24 protein-coding genes are annotated in these 24,890 nt (G+C 61.8%); 9 read left to right on the forward strand and 15 right to left on the reverse strand.

The window, feature by feature from the left end:
• Positions 1–145 precede the first annotated feature (145 nt).
• From HGP31_RS20515 to pedF, 4 genes are read right to left on the reverse strand one after another with little or no spacing between them, the layout of a single operon-like run.
• Entirely contained in the window at positions 146–1,084 is a 939-nt protein-coding gene (locus HGP31_RS20515) for a quinoprotein relay system zinc metallohydrolase 1 (RefSeq protein WP_033044232.1), read from the reverse strand.
• Between the two features lie 16 nt (positions 1,085–1,100).
• A complete protein-coding gene (locus tag HGP31_RS20520) occupies positions 1,101–1,862 on the reverse strand; it encodes a quinoprotein dehydrogenase-associated SoxYZ-like carrier (protein ID WP_151142778.1) in 762 nt (253 codons plus the stop codon).
• Positions 1,863–1,871: 9 nt separating this feature from the next.
• Positions 1,872–2,747: a substrate-binding periplasmic protein gene (locus HGP31_RS20525; RefSeq protein WP_020800572.1), complete on the reverse strand. Its 876-nt coding sequence runs from the start codon at positions 2,745–2,747 to the stop codon at positions 1,872–1,874.
• A gap of 3 nt (positions 2,748–2,750) precedes the next feature.
• Positions 2,751–3,212 carry a cytochrome c-550 PedF gene (gene pedF / locus HGP31_RS20530; protein ID WP_020800571.1) on the reverse strand — a complete coding sequence of 154 codons (462 nt, stop codon included), beginning with the start codon at positions 3,210–3,212 and terminating at the stop codon, positions 2,751–2,753.
• Between the two features lie 254 nt (positions 3,213–3,466).
• Between pedF and exaA the strand changes: the two genes are divergently transcribed.
• On the forward strand, positions 3,467–5,359 hold the full coding sequence (gene exaA, locus HGP31_RS20535) for a quinoprotein ethanol dehydrogenase (RefSeq protein WP_020800570.1): 1,893 nt from the start codon (positions 3,467–3,469) through the stop codon (positions 5,357–5,359).
• 96 nt (positions 5,360–5,455) lie between these two features.
• On the forward strand, positions 5,456–6,103 hold the full coding sequence (locus tag HGP31_RS20540; protein WP_168758547.1) for a pentapeptide repeat-containing protein: 648 nt from the start codon (positions 5,456–5,458) through the stop codon (positions 6,101–6,103).
• Positions 6,104–6,233: 130 nt separating this feature from the next.
• On the opposite strand, the gene HGP31_RS20545 is transcribed toward HGP31_RS20540, so the two are convergent.
• The 3 genes from HGP31_RS20545 to HGP31_RS30730 are packed head-to-tail and all read right to left on the reverse strand — an operon-like array spanning position 6,234 to position 8,256.
• Positions 6,234–6,872, reverse strand: a complete 639-nt coding sequence (locus HGP31_RS20545; RefSeq protein WP_033044193.1) for a response regulator — start codon at positions 6,870–6,872, stop codon at positions 6,234–6,236.
• Positions 6,869–8,131, reverse strand: coding sequence for a sensor histidine kinase (locus tag HGP31_RS20550; RefSeq protein WP_168758548.1), 1,263 nt, complete (start codon positions 8,129–8,131; stop codon positions 6,869–6,871). The genes HGP31_RS20545 and HGP31_RS20550 overlap by 4 nt, the downstream gene beginning before the upstream one ends.
• A gap of 2 nt (positions 8,132–8,133) precedes the next feature.
• Positions 8,134–8,256 (reverse strand): hypothetical protein, encoded by a 123-nt coding sequence (locus HGP31_RS30730; protein ID WP_020800566.1) that lies wholly within the window; start codon positions 8,254–8,256, stop codon positions 8,134–8,136.
• Between the two features lie 157 nt (positions 8,257–8,413).
• Here HGP31_RS30730 and HGP31_RS20555 point away from each other — a divergent pair, with 157 nt between their 5' ends.
• The 6 genes from HGP31_RS20555 (at position 8,414) to HGP31_RS20580 (ending at position 13,509) form a co-directional block, all read left to right on the forward strand.
• The gene (locus tag HGP31_RS20555) at positions 8,414–9,598 is read left to right on the forward strand and encodes an ABC transporter substrate-binding protein (RefSeq protein WP_083349400.1); all 1,185 of its coding nucleotides are present in this window, start codon (positions 8,414–8,416) and stop codon (positions 9,596–9,598) included.
• A gap of 28 nt (positions 9,599–9,626) precedes the next feature.
• On the forward strand, positions 9,627–10,586 hold the full coding sequence (locus tag HGP31_RS20560) for a YVTN family beta-propeller repeat protein (RefSeq protein WP_020800564.1): 960 nt from the start codon (positions 9,627–9,629) through the stop codon (positions 10,584–10,586).
• On the forward strand, positions 10,583–11,314 hold the full coding sequence (locus tag HGP31_RS20565) for an ABC transporter ATP-binding protein (RefSeq protein WP_168758549.1): 732 nt from the start codon (positions 10,583–10,585) through the stop codon (positions 11,312–11,314). The genes HGP31_RS20560 and HGP31_RS20565 overlap by 4 nt, the downstream gene beginning before the upstream one ends.
• On the forward strand, positions 11,311–12,102 hold the full coding sequence (locus HGP31_RS20570) for an ABC transporter permease (RefSeq protein WP_020800562.1): 792 nt from the start codon (positions 11,311–11,313) through the stop codon (positions 12,100–12,102). The genes HGP31_RS20565 and HGP31_RS20570 overlap by 4 nt, the downstream gene beginning before the upstream one ends.
• Before the next feature lie 127 nt (positions 12,103–12,229).
• Positions 12,230–12,787 (forward strand): PQQ-dependent catabolism-associated CXXCW motif protein, encoded by a 558-nt coding sequence (locus tag HGP31_RS20575; protein ID WP_033044204.1) that lies wholly within the window; start codon positions 12,230–12,232, stop codon positions 12,785–12,787.
• Between the two features lie 56 nt (positions 12,788–12,843).
• A complete protein-coding gene (locus HGP31_RS20580; RefSeq protein ID WP_008056546.1) occupies positions 12,844–13,509 on the forward strand; it encodes a response regulator transcription factor in 666 nt (221 codons plus the stop codon).
• A 119-nt stretch (positions 13,510–13,628) separates the two neighbouring features.
• Here HGP31_RS20580 and nahK read toward each other — a convergent pair whose 3' ends face one another.
• From nahK to HGP31_RS20610, 6 genes are all read right to left on the reverse strand, one after another.
• Positions 13,629–16,262, reverse strand: coding sequence for a hybrid sensor histidine kinase/response regulator NahK/ErcS' (gene nahK, locus HGP31_RS20585; RefSeq protein ID WP_420850667.1), 2,634 nt, complete (start codon positions 16,260–16,262; stop codon positions 13,629–13,631).
• Entirely contained in the window at positions 16,192–17,355 is a 1,164-nt protein-coding gene (gene nosP, locus HGP31_RS20590; RefSeq protein ID WP_168758550.1) for a nitric oxide-sensing protein NosP, read from the reverse strand. The genes nahK and nosP overlap by 71 nt, the downstream gene beginning before the upstream one ends.
• A gap of 247 nt (positions 17,356–17,602) precedes the next feature.
• The gene (locus tag HGP31_RS20595; RefSeq protein ID WP_020801028.1) at positions 17,603–18,787 is read right to left on the reverse strand and encodes a porin; all 1,185 of its coding nucleotides are present in this window, start codon (positions 18,785–18,787) and stop codon (positions 17,603–17,605) included.
• A 250-nt stretch (positions 18,788–19,037) separates the two neighbouring features.
• A complete protein-coding gene (locus tag HGP31_RS20600) occupies positions 19,038–21,518 on the reverse strand; it encodes a TonB-dependent siderophore receptor (protein ID WP_168758551.1) in 2,481 nt (826 codons plus the stop codon).
• A gap of 99 nt (positions 21,519–21,617) precedes the next feature.
• Positions 21,618–22,580 carry a FecR domain-containing protein gene (locus tag HGP31_RS20605; RefSeq protein WP_033042267.1) on the reverse strand — a complete coding sequence of 321 codons (963 nt, stop codon included), beginning with the start codon at positions 22,578–22,580 and terminating at the stop codon, positions 21,618–21,620.
• A complete protein-coding gene (locus HGP31_RS20610) occupies positions 22,577–23,098 on the reverse strand; it encodes a sigma-70 family RNA polymerase sigma factor (protein WP_020801031.1) in 522 nt (173 codons plus the stop codon). Before HGP31_RS20610 ends, HGP31_RS20605 begins: the two co-directional genes overlap by 4 nt.
• A 237-nt stretch (positions 23,099–23,335) precedes the next feature.
• On the opposite strand from HGP31_RS20610, the gene HGP31_RS20615 reads away from it, so the two are divergent.
• Entirely contained in the window at positions 23,336–23,494 is a 159-nt protein-coding gene (locus HGP31_RS20615) for a DUF2986 domain-containing protein (protein ID WP_020801032.1), read from the forward strand.
• Here HGP31_RS20615 and HGP31_RS20620 read toward each other — a convergent pair.
• A complete protein-coding gene (locus HGP31_RS20620) occupies positions 23,481–23,654 on the reverse strand; it encodes a hypothetical protein (RefSeq protein ID WP_020801033.1) in 174 nt (57 codons plus the stop codon). The two genes, HGP31_RS20615 and HGP31_RS20620, sit on opposite strands and share 14 nt — an antisense overlap.
• A gap of 106 nt (positions 23,655–23,760) precedes the next feature.
• Positions 23,761–24,801, reverse strand: coding sequence for a 3-ketosteroid-9-alpha-monooxygenase, oxygenase component (locus tag HGP31_RS20625; RefSeq protein WP_020801034.1), 1,041 nt, complete (start codon positions 24,799–24,801; stop codon positions 23,761–23,763).
• Positions 24,802–24,890: the final 89 nt, after the last annotated feature.

A 24,890-nucleotide genomic window follows, 5' to 3' on the forward strand; every position in this document is an offset into this window, starting at 1 on the left:
AGTTCCTTGGTACAGGGTTGGGTGTTGAAATGATCATTCCCACGCTCCGCGTGGGAATGCAGCGCGGGACGCTCCGCGTCCCTTCAAGAGCCGAACGCGGAGCGTCCGTTGAGGCATTCCCACGCAGAGCGTGGGAACGATCGAATCAGTTGCTGGCGGCGGAATCGACTCGCGTCATCTGCGCACGCTCGTATCGCGGGTACAAATGACTGACGCTGCGAATCAGCTCGTAGCGGCTCAGGCTGATCCCGGCGAACCGTTCGGGAATCGGGCTGCGGATCATCTCGCTCATGTCGCTACCATTGGCCGCACCGTCGCGCATCAATTGATCGAGCCAGCCCAGGTAATCGCGCATCTGTGCGAAGGGTTGCGGATCACTGGCCAGCGGGCCGTGACCGGGCACGATCAGTTTCCACGGCAAAGACTGCAGAGTCGCGATATCGGCCAGCCACACCGACAGCCCCGGACTGTTGGGCGTGGTCAGTGCCCGTTGATAAAACACCAGGTCGCCGGCAAACAGCACGCCGGTTCGCTGGTCGAGAATAGCCAGATCCGCACCCGTATGCCCACCCAGGCTCAGCAGGCGCAGATCGTGATTCCCAAAACTTTCCACACCAGGCGCCAGCGCCCGGTTCGGCAACACCACTTCGGTGCCGCGCATCCAGTCGCCCACCAGCCGGTACATGTTCTCGGCCATGGCATCGCCCTGCTTTTGCAGTAACTCAGTGGTGCCGGCCAGGGCGCCGATCGGCACGTCGGTAAACGCCTGGTTGCCCAGCACATGATCAGGATGATGATGGGTCAACAGGACCTGGATCACCGGCTTGTCGGTGGTCGCCGCTATGGCCCGGCGCATGGCCTCGCCGTAACGCCTGGACGGCCCGGTATCGATCACCACCACGCCGCGCTCGGTAACGATGAATGCCGTGTTGACGATGTTGCCGCCATTGTCCTTGGCAAAATTATCGGTGCTGCCTTCCAGCAACCAGGTGTCTTCGGCGATTTGCCTGGGCTTGAGCGAATATTCGAGATCGGCCATGGCTGGCAGGCCCAGGCCGAGCAACAACAGCAGCATCCAGCGCATGACAGGCTCCTTGAATTCAGGGGATCGACGCATCGAATTGGTTGCCGCTGTTATCGCGTAGCAACAGGCGCGTCTGCCCTGCCCCTTCGATATCAAAGGCCAGGCTGGGGTTTTCGCTGACGGCGGGGAACAGTTCGAGACGGGCCAGCAGTTGATCGTGCTGATCGCGCAGCTCGGCATGTTCGAGGAAAAATTCCGGGATGCCACTGACCATCCCGTTGTCCATCGGATGCGCTACCTGCACGCGCACGCGGCTGAATTCACCACGAGGATAACGACCGCCGAGCACCTCACCGACATGCTCTTCCCAACCCGCCTCAGTGCGCACCACGCTTGGCGCGGTACAGCCGCCACCCGCGGCGTCGATCAGGGTCGACCCCACATGCCACACGCCGTCACGGGTCAGTACCGCCGCGCGCAAAGGCGTCGCCTGTTCGACGCGGATGCGGATCGACAGCCATGGCAGCACGCCACTGAGCGGCTGGAAATCGACGATTTTCGGCAAGGGGTTGAGTTCAGCCCAGGCGAGGATCCTGACCACTTCGCCCTTGAAGGCTCGGGCATCGATTTCCAGCGGCACTTGACGTGCGTCTTCGGCGAACGGTGGCGCCAGCAGCTTGACCCGCTCATCGAACACGAACGGCGCCTCACCGAGCATTTGCTTGTGATAGAAGGCCCACATCACCGACGGCACCGGGTCTTTGCCGGGATCGACAGCGCCCGCATGGGCCGCCAGGCTCAAACAGCAGGCCAACAGACAACTCCTTTGCCAATTCATCGCCTGCTCCTATTGGTACATTTCGGGCACGTCGTAGCGCAAGCCGTACTGGCCGTAGATGGTTTTCACCGAACCCTCGCGGATCAGGCTTTCCAGCGCCTCCTCCACGGCATAGGCCAGTTGCCGGTTGCTTTCGTGGACGGCCATGCCGATCTCCCAGAGTTGCTTGCCCATGTTCGGGTAAGCGTTTTCTGCCAGGGCCAATTGCGGGTCGGCGGCTTCGTGCACCTGCCAGTCGATTTCGCCACGCATGGCCATGACGGCGTCGACCTCACCGGCCTTCATCGCCGCAAACGCCTGAGGCACGCCCGGGTAGTGGCGGGTCTTGCCGGCGAGCATGCCGTTGAACACCGAGGTCAGGTAGAACGAAGGCACGCTGTCGACTTCGACGCCGATCGGGTGCTGTTCAAACACCGCGACACTGGCGACCTTGTCCAGCCGGCGGCGGTCGTAAGCGACTTGCCATTGCTCGTTCTGGTAAGGGCCGAACATCACCACATGGCCGTTTTCCATCTCGCCGAATTCGTTGCGTTTCTGCGCGTAATCGCGGTCATAAGGCACCCGCATCATCAGGTCGGCCAGTTGCTGATTGTGCAGTGGGCTGGGACGCCAGATGTAATCGCGCAGGTCATCGTCGAGCTTTTCCCCGGCGGGCGCCCAGATCAACGTCAAGCGCACCCCCAGGGCCTTCGCCAGCGCCTGGGCCAGTTCCACGTCTACGCCCCGGGGCTGGCCCGCGTCTTCAAAACTGTAGGGGGCGAAGTCCTTGTAGACCGCCACTTTCAGTTCACCGGCGGCGATCATTTCGTCATAGTTGCGAACCTGCGCCTGCACCGACTGGCAGCACAGCCACACAGCGCTGATCAACACCGCGAGCAGGCGCATGGGTCACTCCTCGACGTGGACGCTGTCCAGATAAGTACGCACCGCCCACAGGGCTTCCTGGCTCAGGTAATCAGCCATTTTCGGCATGTAGACCCGACCATCACGCACCGCGCCGTGGCGTACTCGTTCGACGAACCACTCATCACCGGCATCCGCGACATCGAGCATGCGCAAATCGGGGGCGATGCCACCGGACTTGGCTTCCAGGCCATGACAGGCCGCGCAGTTCTGGTTGTAGGCCGACGCGCCGATTTCCACCGCCTTATCATGTTCCGGGGAAGTACGGTAAGGGTTCACCGCTGCCCAGCCATCGGCATCGAGCGGTACGCCGGCATCCTTGATCGGTGTCAGGCCCTGGGTGGCGACGGCCTGCGGCACCACATTGCCGTGGGCCCAGACGGAACCCGCACTGATAAGACCGACCAGCAGCCCGGTCACGAGCAAGGCGTTGCGTTTTGTTGTCATTGTTATGCCCTCAGGATTGCACGCAAGACCTCTTGGCAGAGGCTATGGCAGCCATCTTAGAAACCCCGTGGCATGCACCCCATGCTGCTTTGGTGGTCGGCGCCTAATCCCTTGGTAGTAAGGCCTTGGAGGGACACCTAAATCAGGTGGCACATGGGAAGTTTTCCCGGCAACGGCGGGACATTTTCCGTATCCGCCGTCCGCCCCGGCGCCCCACCCTGTGCAGGTCAAAACCTCCACTGGGAACTGCAACCATGACAATAAGATCGCTACCCGCCCTTTCCCCCTTGACCGTCGCCGTACACGCTTTTTTGCTGGTCGGCAGCCTGTCCCTGAGCCCTGCCGGATTCGCCGAGACCGCACCGGCCAGCGCCACCCGTAACGTGAGTTGGGAAGACATTGCCAACGATCACCTGACCACCAAGGACGTGCTGCAGTACGGGATGGGCACTAACGCCCAGCGCTGGAGCCCACTGGCCCAGGTCAACGACAAGAACGTGTTCAAGCTGACTCCGGCCTGGTCTTACTCCTTCGGCGACGAGAAACAGCGCGGCCAGGAATCCCAGGCGATCGTCAGCGACGGCGTGGTCTACGTCACCGGCTCGTATTCGCGGGTATTCGCCCTCGATGCCAAGACCGGCAAGCGCCTATGGACCTACAACCATCGCCTGCCGGACAACATTCGGCCGTGCTGCGACGTGGTCAACCGCGGCGCGGCGATCTATGGCGACAAAATCTACTTCGGCACCCTAGATGCTCGGCTGATCGCCCTGGACAAGAACACCGGAAAAGTCGTGTGGAACAAGAAGTTCGGCGACCACGCCGCGGGCTACACCATGACCGGCGCGCCGGTGCTGATCAAGGACAAGGCCAGCGGCAAGGTGCTGTTGATCCATGGGAGTTCCGGTGACGAGTTCGGCGTGGTCGGCCAGCTCTTCGCCCGGGATCCGGACACCGGCGAGGAAGTCTGGATGCGGCCTTTCGTCGAAGGCCATATGGGCCGCTTGAACGGCAAGGACAGCACCCCCACCGGCGACGTCAAGGCGCCGTCGTGGCCGAACGATCCGACCACCGAAACCGGCAAGGTCGAAGCCTGGAGCCATGGTGGCGGCGCACCTTGGCAGAGCGCCAGTTTCGATGCCGAAACCAACACCATCATCGTCGGCGCCGGTAATCCAGGCCCGTGGAACACTTGGGCGCGTACCTCAAAGGACGGCAACCCACACGATTACGACAGCCTCTACACCTCTGGCCAGGTCGGCGTCGACCCGAGCACCGGCGAAGTGAAATGGTTCTACCAGCACACGCCGAACGATGCCTGGGACTTCTCCGGCAACAACGAATTGGTGCTGTTCGACTACAAGGACAAGGACGGCAAAACGGTCAAGGCCACCGGCCACGCCGACCGCAACGGCTTCTTCTATGTGGTCGACCGAAACAACGGCAAATTGCAGAACGCCTTCCCCTTCGTCGACAACATCACCTGGGCCAGCCACATCGATCTCAAGACCGGCCGCCCGGTGGAAAACGAAGGCCAGCGTCCGGCCAAGCCGTTGCCGGGGGAAACCAAGGGCAAGCCCGTGGAAGTCTCGCCGCCGTTCCTCGGTGGCAAGAACTGGAACCCCATGGCCTACAGCCAGGACACCGGGCTGTTCTATATCCCGGGCAACCAGTGGAAAGAGGAATACTGGACCGAAGAGGTCAACTACAAGAAAGGCTCGGCCTATTTGGGCATGGGTTTCCGCATCAAGCGCATGTACGACGATCACGTCGGGACGTTGCGGGCGATGAACCCGACCACCGGCAAAGTGGTCTGGGAGCACAAGGAACACCTGCCGCTGTGGGCCGGCGTGCTGGCGACCAAGGGCAACCTGGTGTTCACCGGTACCGGCGACGGGTTCTTCAAGGCCTTCGATGCCAAGACCGGTAAGGAACTGTGGAAATTCCAGACCGGCAGCGGCATCGTTTCCCCACCGATCACCTGGGAGCAGGACGGCGAGCAGTACATCGGCGTGACCGTGGGCTACGGCGGCGCGGTGCCGTTGTGGGGCGGCGACATGGCGGAGCTGACCAAGCCGGTAGCTCAAGGCGGATCGTTCTGGGTGTTCAAGATTCCGAGCTGGGATAACCAGACCGCGCAAAAATAACACCCCAACACCTGATCGTTCCCACGCTCTGCGTGGGAATGCAGCCCCGGACGCTCTGCGTCCGTTCGGCAATCTCACTCCCAAGAGAACCCTGCCATGAAATACCTGCCGCTGTTTCTTCTACTGACCCTGCAGCTGGTCCACGCCGACGACGGCGGCGACACCCCACTGATCATCAACGGCTGCACCATCGCCGAACACAGCCAATGCCCCGGCGCCAATCTCAAGGGCGCCAACCTGAGCAACCAGGACCTGCGCAACATGAACCTGAGCGGTGCCGACCTGCGCGAGGCCGACCTGCGCCACGCCCGCCTCGACCTGGCCAACCTGGAACAGGCCCAGCTACAGGGCGCCAACCTGACCCGCGCCAGCCTGCAACAAAGCAATGTGCGCCTGGCTGATTTCACCGGCGCCACGCTGGTGGCAATCCAGGGCTGGGGGCTGTTCGCCCAGGGCGCGCAATTCGAGAACGCCGACCTCAGCGCCGCCGACCTGCAATTCGCGCGGCTGTCCGGGGCCAGGTTGCACAACGCCAACCTGGGCGCCGCCGATCTGGAGATGACCTGGCTGAGCAAGGCCGATCTCAAGGGCGCCAACCTCAGCGACGCCAACCTGCAAGAGGCCAAGTTGGGCGAAAGCAACCTGGAAAACGCCAACCTCGGCGGCTCGCGCCAGCATTATGCGAATTTCCAGGATGCGAACATGGAGGGCTGCACGGGGTGCCCGACGACATGGGGCAGGTGACCGGGTACCGATCGTTCCCACGCTCTGCTTGGGAACGCCTCTTGTGACGCTCTGCGTCACGCTTTTGGGGACGCGGAGCGTCCCGGGCTGCATTCCCACGCAGAGCGTGGGAACGATCATCAATCCCGCGTCAGCCCGCCTTGCGCACCACCCCCATATCAATCCCCAGATGCACCAGCTCGGCATGGGAGCTCACCTGCAACTTGCTCTTGAGCAACGTCAGGTGATTGGAAACGGTCTTGCTGCTGATGCTCAACTGCTCGGCGATCTGCCGCGTGGGGGTGCCTTTGGCGAGCATCACGAAAATCTCCAGCTCGCGCTGGGTCATGCTCTGCAAGCGCGGGTCGCTGGCGTCCTGCTGGCGATGGCAGGCCAGTTGAGTGGCCAGCGGTTGTTCGATGTAGGCATGGCCTGCGAGCACGCGCCGCACCGCCTCGATCAACACTTCTGGCGCCGAGCTCTTGGTCAAATATCCCGATGCCCCTGCCTCCAGTGCCTGACGCACCAGCGGCAGTTCATCGTGCATGCTGAAAAACAGCACCCGCAATTGTGGCAGGCGTTGCCGCAGCCGCCGAGTGGTTTCCAGGCCACTGATACCCGGCAGGCCGAAATCCATGATCACCAGGTGCGGCACGCTGTCCTGAACCCGCAGCAACGCCTCCTCGCCCGTTGCCGCCTCGCGAACTTCCATCGCCGGCATCAGGGCTCGCAACAGGCTAGCGTAGCCCTGGCGGACGACCGCATGATCATCGACCAGCAGAATACTCATGAAACCTCCAAAGGCACGCTCAAGGTTAGCGCCCAACCGGCGCCGGGCTGGCTGATGATGCGCAACTCAGCGCCCAGGCTGCGGGCGCGTTCGCGCATCGAATACAGCCCGACACCGGGGCGCTGTGGTTGCTCCGCACCGCGACCGTTATCGCGCACCAGCAGGCGCAAGCGTGCGCCGTGATGTTGCAGGCGCACCCGCACCTGACTGGCGTCGGCATGCCGGGTGATGTTGGTCAGGGCTTCTTGCAGCAATCGGTACAGATGGGTTTTGTCCGGCCCCGACAGCGCCGGTAACTGCGCACTGAGCCGCAGCCGACAATCAATACCCTGCCGGCCTTGCCATTGCTCCACCAGCAACGTGATGGCTTCGGCCAACGGCAAGTGTTGCAGGACCACCGGATAGAGGTTGTGCACCAGGGCCCGAAAGCCTTGTTGAAGGTGTTCGCAGTTGTGCTCCAGTTCGCGCATCGTGCGCTCGACGGTCTGCGGTTGATCGGCCGCCAGGCGCAACAGGCACGCCTGCGCACGGATCCCGGCCAGGTACTGGCCGAGATCGTCGTGCAGGGTCTGGGCCAGCTGGGTACGTTCCTGTTCCTGCACCGCCAGCAAGGCCTGGGTCAGCCGGGCATTATCGCTACCAGCCTGTTCCAGCGCGTCGGTCATGCGGTTGAAATGCGTTGCCAGTTGCCGCGCCTCCGGCCCCCCTTCTGGACGCAGGCGCACTGTGAGCTGTCCGGCACACACCTGCTGGAACGCCCGCAGCAGCTCATCGAGCAGCCCCATGCCACGACGCACCGCCCAGCGGATGGTCAGCAGACTGACCACCAGGGCCATCGCACACAGGCTGAGCAGTTGTTGCACGGAGTCCCAGACTTCGTCGATTTCATCCCGTGGATCAAGCGCAATCTGCACCCGTCGGCCATCCGCCAGAGCGAGGATTCTGGCGCCATGACGCACTTCGGCGAACAGCAGGCGGCCCAGCCAGGCATCGAGCCCACTTTGCACGGCTAGCGGTGGCTGTTCCTCCGGCCCCAGCCAGCGTACGCGGACGTGGCGCAGGCCTTGGGTCAGCCGCGGTTGCAGGCTGATCGGGTCACGTTCGGCGGTTTCGCTCAGGTACTCGACCACCGCTTCGGCCGATTGCAGCTCACGTTCCACGTCCTGCAGCGCTTGATGCACCAACAACGTCATGCAAGCCAGGGTCACCAGCGCAAAAAAACCGCAGACCCACAGATTGATCCGCCACAGGGCTGACATGCCTAGCGCCCCGGTGTCGCGGGCATGACCTGCAACGCCACGGGACGCGAGCCGTGGAGCCGGTCGACACCGATCAGGGTCAGGATCAGCAAAAACGGCAGGAGCAGTGCCTTGACGATACGCATGGTCAATCCCCTCCAGAGCAGTGGCCGTTGTTGATCATGCTAAAACCGCGCCGCCCGGCGCGGGCTACTACCTTGGTACTGGCTGCTTGGTACTTTCTGCATATTTCCCCGGCGGCATGGGCTTCCTATGCTGGCGCTACCTGTAATGGAGTGCCCTATGCGCCAGCTTGCCCCTTACGCCCTGATCTACCTGCTGGCGATTGCCTGCGCCGCCGGGCTGGTCACCCAAAGCCAGGCGGCGGACGCGCCGTTGCAGGTACGGATCGGCTACCTGGGCTATCGCCCGGACCCTGGCCCGCTGCTGTCGAACGTCATCCCCGAACCCAGCGACGCCGGGTTGCGCGGCGCCGAACTGGCGATCACCGACAGCAACAGCACCGGGCGTTTTCTCAATCACGCCTACAGCCTGGTCAGCGCCAGTGTCGACAGTCCCGAAGCCTTGCTCAGCGCCGCAAAAAACCAGCACGACCAAGGCCTGCGCCTGTTCGTGGTGAACGCACCTGCCAGCAGCCTGCGCCAACTTAGTGCAGCGCTGCCCGATAGCCTTCTGTTCAATGCCGGCAGCCCCGACGACAGCCTGCGCAGCACCGATTGTTTACCCAACGTGCTGCACAGCCTGCCGAGCCGGGCAATGCTCGCCGACGCGTTGGCTCAATTTCTGGTAGTGCGCAAATGGCAGCGGGCGCTGCTGATCGTTGGCCCGACCGGCGACGATCAAGCCTATGCCGCGGCCCTGCGCCGCGCGGCCAAGCGCTTTGGCTTGCAACTGGTGGCGGAAAAACCCTGGAGCTTCGATAACGATCAACGGCGCAGCGCCCAGGCCGACATGCCGCTGTTCACCCAGACCGCCGAATACGACGTGGTGCTGGTGGCCGATGAGCGCGGTGATTTCGGTGAGTACGTGCCGTACCAGACCTGGTACCCGCGGCCGGTTGCCGGTACCCAGGGCCTGACCCCGGTGGGTTGGCACAAGACCGTGGAAACCTACGGCGCCGCACAACTACAGAAGCGCTTCGAAGCCTTGGCCGGGCGCTGGATGAATGACCGTGACTTTGCGGCCTGGATCGCCGTGCGCAGCATCGCCAGCGCCGTCAGCAAGTCGCGGCAAACCGAGCCGATGGCCATCCGCGACCTGGAAATCAGCGATCAATTGCCGCTGGACGGTTTCAAGGGACGCAAGCTCAGTTACCGCCCGTGGAACGGCCAACTGCGCCAACCGATTCCGATCGTGCAGCCGCGGGCCCTGGTCAGCACCTCACCCCAGGACGGCTTCCTGCACCCCTTCAACGAGATGGACAGCCTGGGTTACGACAAGCCCGAGGTCAGTTGCCGCTTTCCCTGAATACAACAACTACAACAAGGAAACTGCCATGCGCCGCACTCTGATTTCCTGCGCCCTGCTGCTCGCCACGGGCCATGCCGCCGCCAGCACCGCCTGGGTCTCCAATGAAAAGGACAACAGCCTGAGCCTGATCGACATGCAGACCCTGCAAGTCACCGACACCCTCGCTGTCGGCCAGCGCCCCCGTGGCCTGTTGCTGTCCCATGACAACAAGTTGCTGTACATCTGCGCCAGCGACTCGGACCGGGTCCAGGTGATGGACGTGGCCACCCGCAAGATCATCAAGGAACTGCCCTCGGGTAAAGACCCCGAGCAATTCGCCCTGCACCCTAACAATCGCTGGCTGTACGTCTCCAACGAAGACGATGCGCTGGTCACGGTGATCGACACCGAGACGTCCAAGGTCCTCGGGCAGATCAACGTCGGTGTCGAGCCTGAAGGCATGGCCGTCAGCCCTGACGGCAAGTGGGCGGTCAACACCAGCGAAACCACCAACATGCTGCACTGGATCGACACCAGCACCCAGACCCTGGCCGACAGCACGCTGGTGGATCAAAGGCCGCGCTTCGTCGAATTCAACAACGACGGTTCGCAGCTCTGGGCCTCGGCGGAGATCGGTGGCACGGTGACGATTCTCGACGTCGCCCACCGCAACATCCTCAAGACCCTGAACTTCCAGATCAAGGGCGTGCACCCGGACAAAGTGCAGCCGGTGGGCATCAAGCTCAGCGCCGACGGCAAGTACGCCTTCGTTGCCCTGGGGCCGGCCAACCACGTGGCGGTCGTCGACGCCAAGACTTTCGAGATCCTCGATTACCTGCTGGTGGGCCGACGTGTCTGGCAACTGGCTTTCACCCCCGATCAAAAGCAGTTGCTCGCCACCAATGGCGTCAGCGGCGATGTCTCGGTGATCGATGTCGACAACCTCAAGGTCAGCAAATCGGTGAAGGTCGGACGTTATCCCTGGGGCGTGGTGGTGACCCCATGAACGCCCTGGAAGTCAGCGACCTGAGTTTTACCTACGGGCCTCGGGAGGCCTTGCGCCAGGTGAATTTCAGCCTCGCACCCGGGCGTTTCGCCGCGCTGCTGGGGCCTAACGGCGCCGGCAAATCAACCCTGATCGCTTTGCTCACCCGCCTCTATGACCTGCAGCACGGCGATATCCGGGTCGGCGGCTGTTCATTGCGCAGCGCCCCGCGTCCGGCGCTGAAACAGCTGGGTGTGGTGTTCCAGCAAAGCACCCTGGACCTGGACCTGAGCGTCGAGCAGAACCTGCGTTATCACGCCGCGCTGCATGGCTTGTCCCGCCGCGAGACCGGCTTGCGGGTCGATGCGGAACTGGCTCGCCAGGCCCTGGACGAGCGCCGTGGTGAACGGGTGCGCGAACTCAATGGCGGCCATCGCCGCCGGGTGGAAATCGCCCGCGCGCTGTTGCATGAACCGCGTCTGTTGCTGCTCGACGAAGCCAGCGCCGGCCTCGATCCGGCCAGTCGCCTGGCGCTCAACCTGCACATTCGCACGCTGTGCCACGAGCAGCACATCAGCGTGCTCTGGACCACTCATCTGCTCGACGAAGTGCAGCCCGGCGATGACTTGTTGATCCTTCACCAGGGCCGCCTGGTAGCCAGCGGACAGGCCGACGCACTGAGCCTGGAATACGGTGGCGACCTGGGCTCGGCCTTCACTCGCCTGACCACTCCAGGAGCTGCCCAATGAACGCCTACTGGCAATGCTTGCGCGGTATCGTCCTGCGCGAGTGGCTGCGCTTCGTACTGCAACGCACGCGGTTTCTCAGCGCCCTGGTGCGGCCGTTGCTGTGGTTATTGGTGTTCGCCGCGGGGTTTCGCGCGGCACTGGGAATCGCCATCATCGAACCCTACGACACCTACATTCCGTATGAGGTCTACATCATCCCGGGACTGGCCTGCATGATCCTGCTGTTCAACGGCATGCAAGGGTCACTGTCGATGGTCTATGACCGCGAGATGGGCAGCATGCGCGTACTGCTTACCAGCCCCCTGCCCCGAACCTTCCTGCTGTGCAGCAAGCTGCTGGCCACCTCGCTGATCTCGCTGCTGCAGGTCTATGCCTTCCTGGCGATCGCCTGGCTCTACGGCGTGCGACCGCCAGCCATGGGTTTGCTGGTTGCCCTGCCGGCGCTGTTGCTGGTGGCGTTGATGCTCAGCGCACTGGGCCTGTTGCTGTCGAACGCGATCCGCCAGTTGGAGAACTTCGCCGGGGTGATGAACTTCGTGATCTTCCCGCTGTTTTTCCTGTCTTCGGCTCTGTATCCGCTGTGGAAAATGCGCGAAGCCAGCGAGTGGTTGTACTGGCTATGCGCGGTGAACCCGTTCAGCCATGCGGTGGAGCTGGTGCGCTTTGCCTTGTACGAACGATTCAATCCGCTGGCGCTGGCGGTGTGCGTAGGGTTGACCCTGCTGTTCGCCCTGCTCGCCGTGCTCACCTTCAACCCACAACACGCGGCCCTGCGCAAATCCAGCTGACACTCCCTGATCATCCCCTCGCCACAGAAAACTTACTACTTTAGTACTGGTTTTACCTGTCTATCGTCGCATTCCCAACGCAGCGCGACTGGCATGTAATGGGTTCATAACTATAAGGACCTACCCCATGCCGCGTGCCCGACGTCACCTGTTGCGTCCCACACTCGCTGCGTTGTCGCTGAGCCTGTGGCTGGGCGGTGTACACGCCCAAACCCCGCTGTTTTCCCATGACGGCTATCGCATCGACCTGTACCGCAGCCCTACGCCGGACGTGATGCAGGACGCGACCATCATCGATACACCCATCCTGCAAAATCTGCTTGAACAGGACCCGCGCCCGGTGCTGATCGACGTCTACCGCCGCCAATGGCTGCAAGGCCGCTTCATCGAAGACCAACTCCACGAAAACCTGCCCGGCAGCCATTGGCTGGCCAACACGGGCGACGGTGAGCTGACGCCGCAGTGGCAGGCGTATTTCGCCGACAACCTGAAAAAACTGACGGCCGGCAACCCGACGCAACCGCTGGTCTTCTACTGCCGCTCCGATTGCTGGTTGAGCTGGAATGCGGTCAAACGCGCGGCCAGCCTGGGCTATAAATCACTGTATTGGTATCGCGATGGCCTCGACGCCTGGCAGGCTGCCAGGCTGCCGGTCACGCCAGCCCAGCCCGAACCCTTTCCCTGAGCTTTACGCGTGCGTGTTGTTGCCACACCATAATCAAAATAATGAGGTGAAAGGCCATGTACAAAATTCTGATTGCCGACGATCACCCGCTGTTTCGCGAAGCCATACACAACGTCATCAGCGATGGCTTTGCCGGTAGCGAGGTGATGGAGACCGCCGACCTCGACAGTGCCCTCGCGCTGACCCAGGAACACGATGACCTGGACCTTATCCTGCTCGACCTGAACATGCCCGGCATGCACGGGCTCAATGGCCTGATCAACCTGCGCAACGAAGCGCCGACCATTCCCGTGGTCATCGTCTCCGCCGAGCAGGACAAACAGATCGTCCTGCAAGCCATCACTTACGGCGCGGTGGGTTTCATCACCAAATCCTCGCCCCGTGCGCAGATGACCGAAGCGATCCAGCAGATCCTCAACGGCAATGTCTACCTGCCGCCGGACATCATCCGCACCGCAAAAAGCAGCACGCACCGGCGGATGAACGATGCCCCGAGCTTCCCGCCGGAACTGCTCCAGGCCCTGACCCGCAAGCAACTGCAGGTCCTGGAGCGCATGACCAAGGGCGAATCGAACAAACAGATCGCCTATACCCTGGAAATCGCCGAAACCACGGTGAAGGCCCACGTCTCGGCGATCCTGCGCAAGCTCAACGTGCACAACCGCGTGCAGGCGATCCTGAGTGCCGGGGATATCGATTTCGGCTCATATCTGCGCCGGTGACCTGATCGTTCCCACGCTCTGCGTGGGAATGCCTCAACGGACGCTCCGCGTTCGGCTCTTAAAGGGACGCGGAGCGTCCCGGGCTGCATTCCCACGCAGAGCGTAGGAACGATCAGACCTCAAGGCCTGGCGAGCAGATGACTCATCGCCGCCTTCAGCTTCATCGGCCGCACCGGTTTGTGCATCAGGGTATGGCCCAGTTCGCGGATCTGCTGTTTGAGTTCATTGCTGTAATTGGCGGTGATCATCATGGCCGGGATAGCGCAAGCTCGGCGGGCATTGATCCGCGCGACGGCATCGACGCCGTTCTGGTCGTTGTCCAGGTGATAGTCGGCAATCAACAGGTCGGCGCCGGCATGGTAGTTGTCCACCTGCCGTGCCAGGTCCTCTTCCGACAATGCCGTCACCACGCGACACCCCCATCCTTCCAGCAACGTGCGCATCCCGGCGCAAATGGTCGCGTCGTTGTCCAGCACCCAGACCCGCGCGCCGCGCAGCCGTTCGAGCATCGGCTCGCTCATCAGCAGGTTCGGCAATGGCTTGGGTGCGGTGGCGCTGATCGGCACTTCCACTGAAAACATCGAGCCCCGGCCAGGCCACGAACGCACGTGAATGCGGTGGCCGAGAATGCCGGCGATTTTCTCGACAATCGCCAAGCCAAGGCCCAGGCCACGGTCCTGATCCGGGCGTTGCACATCACCGCGCTTGAACTCCTGGAAGATTTCTTCCAGGCGATTTTCAGCGATGCCCATCCCGCTGTCCCAGACCTGAATCGACAGGCTTTGCTCATGACGCCGACAACCCAGCACCACGCGACCGCTGTAGGTATAACGAATAGCGTTGCTCAACAGATTGCGCAGGATGCGCGCCAGCAACTGGATGTCGCTGCGTACCAGGGCCGAACAGGCGATGAAATGCAGTTGCAGGCCTTCGCTGCGCGCCACCTGGGTGTATTCGGCGGCGAGGTTTTCCAGCAGTTCGCTCAAGGCGAACGGCGCAACATCGGCCTTGATCACACCGGCATCGAGCTTGGAAATATCCACCAGGGTGCCCAACAGGCTCTCCACATCTTCCAGTGAGTTGCTGACATTGCGCACCAGGTTCTCGTTGGCAATCGGCTCGCGTCGCTCCAGCAAGGCACTGGTGAACAACCGCGCGGCATTCAGCGGTTGCAGCAGGTCGTGACTGACGGCGGCGAGAAACTTGGTTTTCGACAGGTTGGCCTGTTCCGCTTCCAGCTTGGCCTCACGCAAGCGTGATTCGACCCGGCGGCGTTCTTCGATTTCGCGCAGCAACTGGTCGTTGAGATGGGTCAGTTCGGCGGTGCGCTCACGCACCCGCAGTTCGAGATTCTGATAAGCCTGGTGCAGCGCCTCGGCGGTACGGCGGCGCTCGGTGATGTCGCGGATCAACACGAAGATCCCCACCACCTCGCCGCTGGCCAGGCGATTGGGCACATAGGAGCGCAACATGTAGCGCTCCTGGTTGTTGACGTTGGTCTCGGCGAATTCGAAGGTCACGCTCTCCCCGGCCAGCGCTCGGGCCACGTAGGACTCCAGGCGCTGGTAATGCTGCTCGCTGTGCACTTCGCGCAGGCTCTGGCCGAGCATCACGCCGCGCGGCCAGCAGTACCATTCTTCATAGACCTTATTGGTGAACTCGTAGACCAGATCGGCATTGAGGTAGGCGATCAATGCCGGCACATGGTCGGTGATCAAGCGAATCCAGCGCTCGCTTTCGCTCAGGGCTTCGGCGTGCTGGTAGCGTTCGGTGATGTCGGTGAAGGTGTTGACGAAACCGCCGGTGGGCAATGGATGGGTGCGGATTTCCAGGACCCGGCCATCGCACAGGCGTTGTTCGCACTCTTGCACGGGGCGCCCATTCGGACCGCGACTGGCCGGGGTCAGCAGGGTCAGTTCGCTGTCGGCGATGACTTCGGCAAAGGGCCGATGGGCGGCCACCGGTGCCAAGCCGCTGAGCTCGAGGAAGCGCCGGTTCCACAGTTCGAGAATGCCCTCGGCATTGACCATCGCCACCCCTTGGGAGAGGTTGTCGACCGCCCGTTGCAGCAAGTGCGACTTTTGCGCCACCGCCTGTTCCCGGCGCACGGTCTCGCTGAGCTTGACGTCGGTGATGTCGGTAAACAGGATCACCCGCCCACCTTCCTGGGTCGGCCGTTCGCTGACTTGCAGCCAGCGACCGTCCTGCAGGCGGTACAGCAGGTTTTCGTCGGCATGCCCGCGAGGCTCTTCGGTAAACAACCCGTTGCTCTGCATCAGGCGCTTGACCTCGGTCAAACGCATGCCGGCGTTGATCCGCACCCGGCTGTTGCTCCAGAACGCCTTGAAGCGGCTGTTGAACAAGACAATGCGCTGCTCGGCATCGAACAGCACGAAGGCATCGGAAATGCTCTCGATGGCATCGATCAGGTGTTGATGGGCCGTTTCGGCACGCAGGCGCGCGTCGCTGAGCAAATGGTTGCCGGCCTTGAGTTCGGCCATGGCCTGGTTCAAGGCATCGGTGCGTTCTCGCACCTGCTCGGCCAGCACCACCGAATGCTGGAAGGCGGCGTACGGATCGTTGCCGCGGGTGACGCCGGACTCGATGCGCTCGATCAGCGCCGCATTGATGCGTTGCAGTTTCTGATTGTCGTTTTGCAGGACGCCGATTTGCGCCCGCAGTTCAGCGCTGTCCACGGGACCGGCCGCGGGCAATGGCAACGCCGGTGAAGGTCTGGTTGATGTGCATGCCATTGAATTGTTCTCCGTAGGAGTTGAACCCCATCACCCGCTGTTCGCGCAAAAAACTGCCGATTTGCTCCAGGCTGCCGTTGTCCTCCAACTCCAGGCGCCTGAGGAAACAGTCACAACCAATGGTCAGCAACAGATCGCCGAGGCGCTCCTGCAAGCCGTCGAACAGGCGTTGCAGGTTCGGCAGCAGTGGGCCCGGGGTCATGGCGGTGAGGACGATGCCGTTCTCCACCGCGCAGTAAAAACTCAGGCTCAGGTCCGGATGAACCTGTTGGATGGCGCGCACGTAATACTGCTCGTTGATCCGCACCGCCAACGGGTGCGCGGCGAAGACCCGGTGGTCGAGTTGGCCCACCGGCACGCCGATGTGCCGGGCGTACTCGGCGGCGGCCGGCTCGGCGTTGAGTTCGAAGACCCGCCGCGAGGCGCTGTCCGCGCCGGTGACCACCAGTTTCTCCGCTCGCGGCAGAATGTGGTGGGTGGTGAACACTTCAAAGTCCAGCCAGGTATTGACCAGCACCACCACCGCCGCGCCGCTGTGGAAACCGCCGCCTGAGTAGACATGGGTGTGGGTCAGGTAGTTGTCGTCTCCGGCCGAGCCGCCAAAGTGCGGGATGTCGCCCAGCGCCGCACTCAAGGCGGCGAGGACCATTTCTTCGCGGCTGGACAGGCCATCAAGCAACGTCAGGGCAAAGCTGTTGCCCTTGATGGGTGCCAGGGTGTTGCTGCGACAGCCGTTGACCAGGCGCTCGACCATCTGCTGAGCGTCGATCAGGCTGAAGTGCTCCATCTCGTCGATCAGTTCCAGGGCGATGGAAAAGTACCGATGATCAAAACCCACCGCCGTCACGCAATTGCGCCCATATCCTTGCGCAGTGATTTCCCCGGCGCTGGTGCAACCCGCCAGGCGTATGCCGCCGAAGCCTTGCTGCAAGGCCTGGCCCAACCCCTGCAAATCGTACTCGGCGGAACAGAAAAACAGCACGAAGCCCAGGTGCGGATGCAGCAACTGCCGCGCCAGCTCCTGCGCCACCTGCTGCGGATCGGTGGCCTGGGACATCGCACTGACGATCCCTTCGTTCTGGACCTGCTGCATCGTCGCCCCTCGCAGGTGCGTGTGTGTGAGGCACGAGTGTACGAAGCCAGCCGAGTGCCACGAATGCTACTTGGGTAGCAGGTAGGCGCTTCAATGGGATGAGACTTGTGCCGCAGATCCAGCAGATAGTTAAATCCTTGTGGGAGCGAGCCTGCTCGCGAATGCTCTCTTGCAGTCAATAATGATGTTGCCTGAGACACCGAATTCGCGAGCAGGCTCGCTCCCACAGTGGATAGTCACGTAGCCACTACCAGGTCAACACCGCGCCGACTGCAACGGTATCGGTGTCTTCGTTCTGCGCACTGCTGTCATGCCCGTTGATTTCGAACTGGTTGTACTCGGCCACCAGCTTGAGGTTGTCGTTCACGTCATGGAACAGCGCGATGCCGCGGGTCTCGTAGTCCGCGCCACTGCCGACCACGCCGTTGCCATCGTCATTGGTCTTGCCGTAGGACAAGGCCAGGCGGTTCTTGCCCAGTTTGTAGGAGCCCTGCAACAGGTACCCGTCACTGTCGACGTTGCGCAGGGTCGGTTCGCCGGCGTTGTTGGTGAAAAACGGGTTGATGCCCTTGGCCTGGAAGCCCGACCCGGTCAGGGACAAGCCACCCATTTTTGCCTGCACGCCATAACCGACGCCTTTGGAGGTGACGGTGTCGACGCTGGAATCGGTATTGTCCGAGGTCTGGTAGCTGCCGTTGACCCAGCTGTAGATCTTCGCCCCGGCGAGGTCGAACTGATAGGTGATCTCGCTCTCGGTGCGCGGATTTTCCTGGTAGGCCTTGCCGGTCGGGCTGCTGTCATTGGTGTCCACCGGGTCCATGATCCCCACCGCCACGCGCAAACCGTCCATCACCGGTGTGCGGTAAGTGATCTGCGAGGTCGGGAACGGATAGGGATAACCGGTGCCGATGTTGCCGAACGACACCCCGCCACCATCCACCAGCCCCAGGGTATCGCTGACCTGGCCGTAGCCGGCGAGCAGCTCATCGAGCAGGATGTTGGAGCGGGCGAACAGGCCGAAGTCCTTGCCGATCAGCACTTCCCCCCACTCGGGGTTGGCCACGGTGCCGTAGAACTGCCGCACATCGATGGCGGTGTCGGTGCCATTGGTTTCACTGTCGTTGATGGTGACCCAGAACGAGGCGCGGGCACCCAGCTTGAGATCATCGACCTGCTTGCCCATGTTGAAGCCCAGGTAGTTGGGCAGGAAGCCCATTTTCACCCGCGATTGACGGCGGTCGTACTGATCCCCTTCGCGGTCGACATCGCTGTTCACATAGAAGGCGTTGATGTAGCCGTCGGTGGAGAACGTGGTCTGGTCCTTGTCGTACAGCATGATTTCGGCTTCGGCCGTGGCACTCATGCCGAGGGCAGACAGGCTGGCGATCAAGGCCGGTAAAAAACGATGCGTGAAGTTCTTATTGTTGTGCATGGCGCGCTCCGCGACTGGGACGAGGTGTCGGAGGCGATTATCGAAAGCTGGCAGGCGGCGCCATACGCTGCCTTGGGGGTGGTTTCGAGGTGCTTTGGAATGGCCGCAAGCGCGCGGCAACTGTGGCGTAAGACCGCCGGTCGGCAGGGCTCACAACTTAGGGTGTAGGCCTGTACGCCCATCGAAAAGCCCGGTTCTTGCGACCCGGGCTTTTCCTGCATCGACTGCACGATTGCGGCATCTGCCGGCGTTAGAAACTCGCCTTGACCGACAACATGAAGTTGCGTGGATCACCGTAGTAGTTGCCGAACGTCTCAGTGCCGATGGTGGCGTAGTAGCGCTTGTCGAACAGGTTGTTGCCGTTGAGCGCGACCGACCAGGTGTCGTCGATGCGGTAGCCGATGCGGCCGTTCCAGATCGCATAGCCTGACTGGCTGATTTTCTCACCACTTGAAGGTGAAACACGGAAGTTATCGCTTTGCGCGTTGACCCCTGCACCCAGGGTGAATCGCTCAAGCGAGCCACTCAGGGCGTAATCGCCCCACATCCGCAACATATGCCGCGGCACATAACTGTTGAACGCTGCGCCGTTCAGGCTGGTGTCGATATCGTCGAGCGTCTTGGTCTGGGTATAGGTGTAACCCGCCAGCACTTGCAGGCGCTCAATGACTTCACCGCTGATCTCGGCTTCGAAACCCTGGGCGCGAACCTTGCCGGCATTGACGTAGCAGTAGCCGTCGGACGACGGGCAGGACGAGTTGTAGTCAGTCTGCGCCTGGTCCTTCTGGATCGTGCGGAACAGGTTGAAGGCGCTGTTCAGTCGACCGTCGTACCAGGCGCCCTTGATCCCCAGCTCATAGCTCTGGCCCACGAGCGGCTTGAGCGCAGCACCGTCTTCTGAGCGGTAATTGCCTTGCGGGGTAAAGATTTCCGAATAGCTGGCGTAGGCGGTCAGGTTCTCGTTCAGGTCCAGCAGCACACCGGCAAACGGCGTCACTTGCCCGGTCTCTGTGGTGCTGGCGTGCTCCGAAGTGCCTGTGTTGATGAAGTCGTAGTCGGTATCGGAGTTGTACCAGCTCACCCGGCCGCCAACGACAACGGTCAGTGGATCAGCCAGTTTCAAGCGCAGTGTCGAGTAAATGCCCTTCTGCCTGGTGACTGAGTCGACCGGACCGCCGCGAGATGAATTGTCGATGAAGTAGCTGTCATCCGGCTCCGGAATATACTTGTCGGGGTTGAACACATTCTGGCGCTGCGGCAGGAACGCCACCGAGTAGAAGTCGTTCTTTTTCGAACGGCTGGCATTGAAACCCACCACCAGTTCATGGCGTTGACCGAACGCGTCGAACTTGCCGTCGACGTAGGCATCCAGGCCGTAATCAACCTGATCGTAGTCGTACATGCTGCCCAGCATGCCGGTGGTATCGGTGCCAGGCGTCACGGCGCCGGAAGCGAATGCGTACTTGATGTCCTGGGTGTTTTTTGTATAGACACTGGCGACCTTCAAGGCCCAGTCGTCGTTGAGCTGGTGACTCAGGTCGCTGAAGACCGTGGTGCGCTGGCTGCGCCAGGTGTTCCACGCAGGATCGAGGCAGGTCGAGCGGCTGAGCTTCAAGTCGCTGCGGTCCTTGTAACGCGGCAGGCCTCCCCAGCAAGGGCTGGCATCCACGTCTTCATAGGCGACACCCAGGCCGAGCGTGGTGTCGGGGCTCAGGTCAAGGTCCAGCGCGCCGTAATACACCTGGTCCTTGCGACTGGCGTCGTCGACGAAATAGTGCCGGCTCTGCTCCGCGACCACCGCCCGGCCGCGCAAAGTGCCGGATTCGTTCAGCGGGCCACCGGTATCGACCTGTCCGCGATAGTTGTCCCAGCTGCCACCGGACAGCGTGATGTCCGTGTGCGCGGCAGCCTGGCCGCGTTTGCGCACGAAGTTCACCCCGCCGGCGGTGCCACCCGCGCCTTTCATCATGCCCGCGGCGCCGCGCAGAATTTCCACCCGGTCGTAATACGCCATGTCGCCGCTGAAACTGTCGGCCTGGACATACAGGTTGCCCATGTCCAGGGGCACACCGTCGTACTGATACTGGCCCGACATGCGGAACCCGCGCGAGTAGAAGTACTTGCCGCCCATGGTCGAGTCGTAGACGGTGATGCCCGGGGTCTTTTCCATGACCTGGTCGATGGTGTTCAGGTTCTGGTCATCGAGCATCTTGCGCGTCATCACCGTGACCGATTGCGGCGTTTCCCTGAGCGAGTGCTCACCCTTGCCGATGGTGACCGCTCCGGTGGTGTACGAGCCGCTGTTTTCGGTGGTCGCGCCCAGCACCTGGCCATTGATGTTGGTCGCGCCCAGTTCCAGCGCCGAACCAGCCCTCGGAGTTGGCCGCAGCACATACGTACCGTTAGCCTGCGGTTCGGCCTGCAGTCCGCTACCCGCCAGAATCCGCGCAAACCCTTCGCTGACACCAAACGCTCCCTGGAGCCCTGGAGATTTCAAGCCATCGGTTTGTCGCGCATCGAACGAAAGCGCAGCACCCGCCGCGCTGGCGAAATGACTGAGGACTTCAGTCAGGCTGCCGCCAGCGATGTCAAAGGACTTGACCGAGTTTTGCTGTTGCGCCGGCAGCTGCACCGCCAACGCTACGCTTGACCAGACACCCGCCGTCGTTGCCGCCAATAGCCCGAACTTTACTGCGGCCGCCAAACGACCCGGCTTGTACACCCGAAACATGCTTCCCCTCCCCCAAAGACGATCTGTAAAAACTCATTGAGGGATGAGCCGAACGATGTGCATCAATAGTGCAAAACGCTGACAAACTTTTTCAACTCACTATGAAAGCGTGGTGGCAGGCGACGACACATCGACCCAATACCGGCTGTACCGAGTGACCTGTAGCGCGAAACCACTCTCCAGCGCAGCCAGTGCCAGATCAGTGTCATCAATGGGAAAAGCGCCGGAGACTTTCAGTTGGGCAATTCGCGGATCGCAGCGCAGTACACCTGGGCGGTAGCGCGAAAGGTCGTCCAGCAACTCGGCCAGGGGACGATTGATGGCGATGATGCTTCCCTGTTGCCAGGCACCGACCGAAGCATCGTTGCGCCGTACAACGCCCAATGAGCGGCCATCGAAGTCCAGGGACTGGCCGGCTTCCACACGCACCGTCGAGCCAGCGCCAGCCGAACGGACCTCGACGGCCTTCTCGATTACCGCCACGCCAGCGCCCTGCTCATCGCAGCGGACGATAAAACGCGTGCCGAGCGCCAACACTTCTGCATGACGAGTGAGCACCTTGAACGGCCGCTGCAAGGGATCGACCGCGGTTGTCACTCGTATCTCGCCCCGCAACAGGTCGAGTACACGGTGACGACCGTCGAAGCGAAGGTTGACCGACGTATCGGTGTTAAGTAGCAACGCGCTGCCATCGGCCAAACGAAACTCACGGCGCTCACCCACTGCGGTGCGAAAATCGGCAAACAGGTTGCGCGAGGTCTCGCTGTACCAGCCCAGCCCGCCCAGCGAACCGGCTGACACGAGCACCAGCACACTGCGCAATACCTGGCGCCGGGATCGATCAGCGCCACGCAAGGCTGGCGCAGCCAATGAGCCCGGCACACTGGCCATCTGCTCGCCCACGTCGAGCATTCGCTGCCAGGCTTGGCGATGGTCAGGGTCGCAAGCCAGCCAGTCTTTCCAGGCTGCCAGATCCGCATCGGTGGCGATATCCGACCGAAGTCGGGCATACCACCGGGCAGCGGCGCCAATCGCCTTCAACTCAGCGGGCGAAAGGCTCACGCCAGTTGCAGCCGAATCTGCATCAAACAGCAATGCTCCATGGCCTTGGCCATGTAGTTGTTGACTGTGCGCGTGCTGATGTTCAAGCGCTCGGCGATCTGCGGGTAGGTCAGCCCGTCGAACTGCGACAGGATGAACGCCTGCTTGACCTTGGTCCCCAATCCTTGAAGCAGGCGGTCGATTTCCATCAGGGCTTGCAACAGGATCGCCTGTTCCTCCAATGAAGGTTGCTGCCATTCGGGCATGGCGGCCAAGGCTTCCAGGTAGGACTGTTCCAGCGAACGGCGGCGAAACAGATCGATCAGCAAGCCCTTGGCGATCATCGACAGGTAGGGCCGTGGCTCGCGAATCTCCAGCGCGTTTCGCGCCTTGATGACCCGAACGAACGTGTCCTGCGCCAGGTCCGCCGCATCGAAAGCATTGCCCAGACGCTTGCGCAGCCAGCCCTTGAGCCAACCGTGATGGTCGCAATACAGATCATTGACAGCGTTGCGCAGGGATAAATCGTTGGCGGACATGACGATGGAATAATTCGCGAGTGATAATGACTCGCATTGTCATGTGTGCGCAGGGTGATTTGCAATAGCCACTGTGGCCTGTAGGAGCCAGCGGGCGGCAAAGCACGATAACGCGGTATTACTGATACACCACAGCGCCTGGTTCGCGGGCAAGCCTCGCTCCTACAGGCGAAGAACGAGGGCAAGGCAAGGGCGACGCTGATATCATTCAAGAACTTACAAGCCAGGTGGAAAAACATGAACCGTCAGAAAAAGCTGAAGCAGTTGTTCAAGGAGAAGGCCAAAAAGGCCAGCGCCAAACTGGCGCCGAAAAAGCCTAAATACATCAGCAAGGCCGACCGATTGAAACTGGCTGCCGAAGCTGACGCCTCGATCAGTTCCCCTAGCGAAAATTGATCCAGTTGGGGGCGCTCGAACTCATGGCCACACAGCTCGCGTAGCGCTTGCAGGCCTTGACGCTGGCCGGTTCCGGCGGCACGGAAAACAGTACGGTAAACACCAGGAAAAACAGGACCAAAAAAGGGATGTAGTAGGCGAGAAGACTTTTTATTTTCATTGTCTGTGCTCTCATGACCTTTGAATCGAAACTGCGTTAGCAGTGCCCTGGGAACGGCGCCTTTCCGCGACGGATGGGGTTCTCGGCAAGGCGCCCTGGTGCTCTGTCAGCGCTCGTCCACCGTGATGAACTCGCGACGCTCGGCCATGAACGCGGGCACGTCGTCCTCGTCGGTGAAGAACTGCTCGTACCACTCGCGCAACTGATAGACCGGGCCGTCGGTTTCGGCCAGCACTGGCTTGTCGATGCGGATCTTGTGCTTCCAGATCACCACGTCCTGATAGAACGAATCGCGGTTGCCCTGGACATAGGCCCTGGCCACTTCCTGGTTCTGCTCTTCGGTCCAGCCCGGCACCCTCTTGACCATGCAACCAAAGCGCAGGTCGAAGCTGTTTGGCGTCACCGGCACGTGGCTGTTAAGCAGGATGGCGTGGATGCGCACATCGCCGAACATCGAGCTGATATGGGTGAAGTGGGTCGCCGGGCCGTAGTAGGCCGATGGCGCGATCAGGTCGCCGCCCAGGCGCTCGGAGTCGCCATGGAAAATCTGATGGCCGATGTGCCCTTCGAAGACGTTGGCGAAGTACTTGGTCGGCGTACCGTGCACCGGCCCGAAGTGCTGGGCATCCACCAGGTTATCGACCAACTCCCGTGGGTTGGTTTCGATGTGCATGGTGTCGATGTTCCAGTCATGAATCCAGTCCGGATCGTCCATTTCGGGCAGGTGCGGAATGACCACGCCGTCTTTCGGCGCACGGCCTTCGGGGTTGTTCCAGACGAACAGCAGGTTGTTTTCCTCGCAGCTCAACCAACTGCGGGTCTTGGCCTTGGGTGGAATGCGCTTGCAGTAAGGGATCTCCACGCATTTACCACCGGTGTCGTACTTCCAGTGGTGGAACGGGCAAACCAGCCTGTCGTTCTCGACGGTGCCCTGGGACAGGTCGGCGCCCATGTGCGGGCAATAGGCATCCAGGATGCTGATGGTGCCCTGGCTGTCGGCAAAGGCCACCAGGCGGGTGCCGAAGATTTCCAGGGTGTGGGGCTTGCCATCACGGTAGTCGGCGGCATTGCCCAGGCAGTGCCAGCCGCGCGCGTAACGGTGGGTACGCTGGGCGTTCTCGATGTTGAGTTCAGCGAGTTTCGTCATTGTTATTGTTCCTCGATTACAGACTTCGGGGCAGGCTATGCCCCCAAGAAAATCAGGGTGATCCCATGGCGAGCATCATTGAGCAGCCT

This window comes from Pseudomonas umsongensis, from assembly GCF_012647205.1.
GTDB classification, from domain to species: domain Bacteria; phylum Pseudomonadota; class Gammaproteobacteria; order Pseudomonadales; family Pseudomonadaceae; genus Aquipseudomonas; species Aquipseudomonas umsongensis.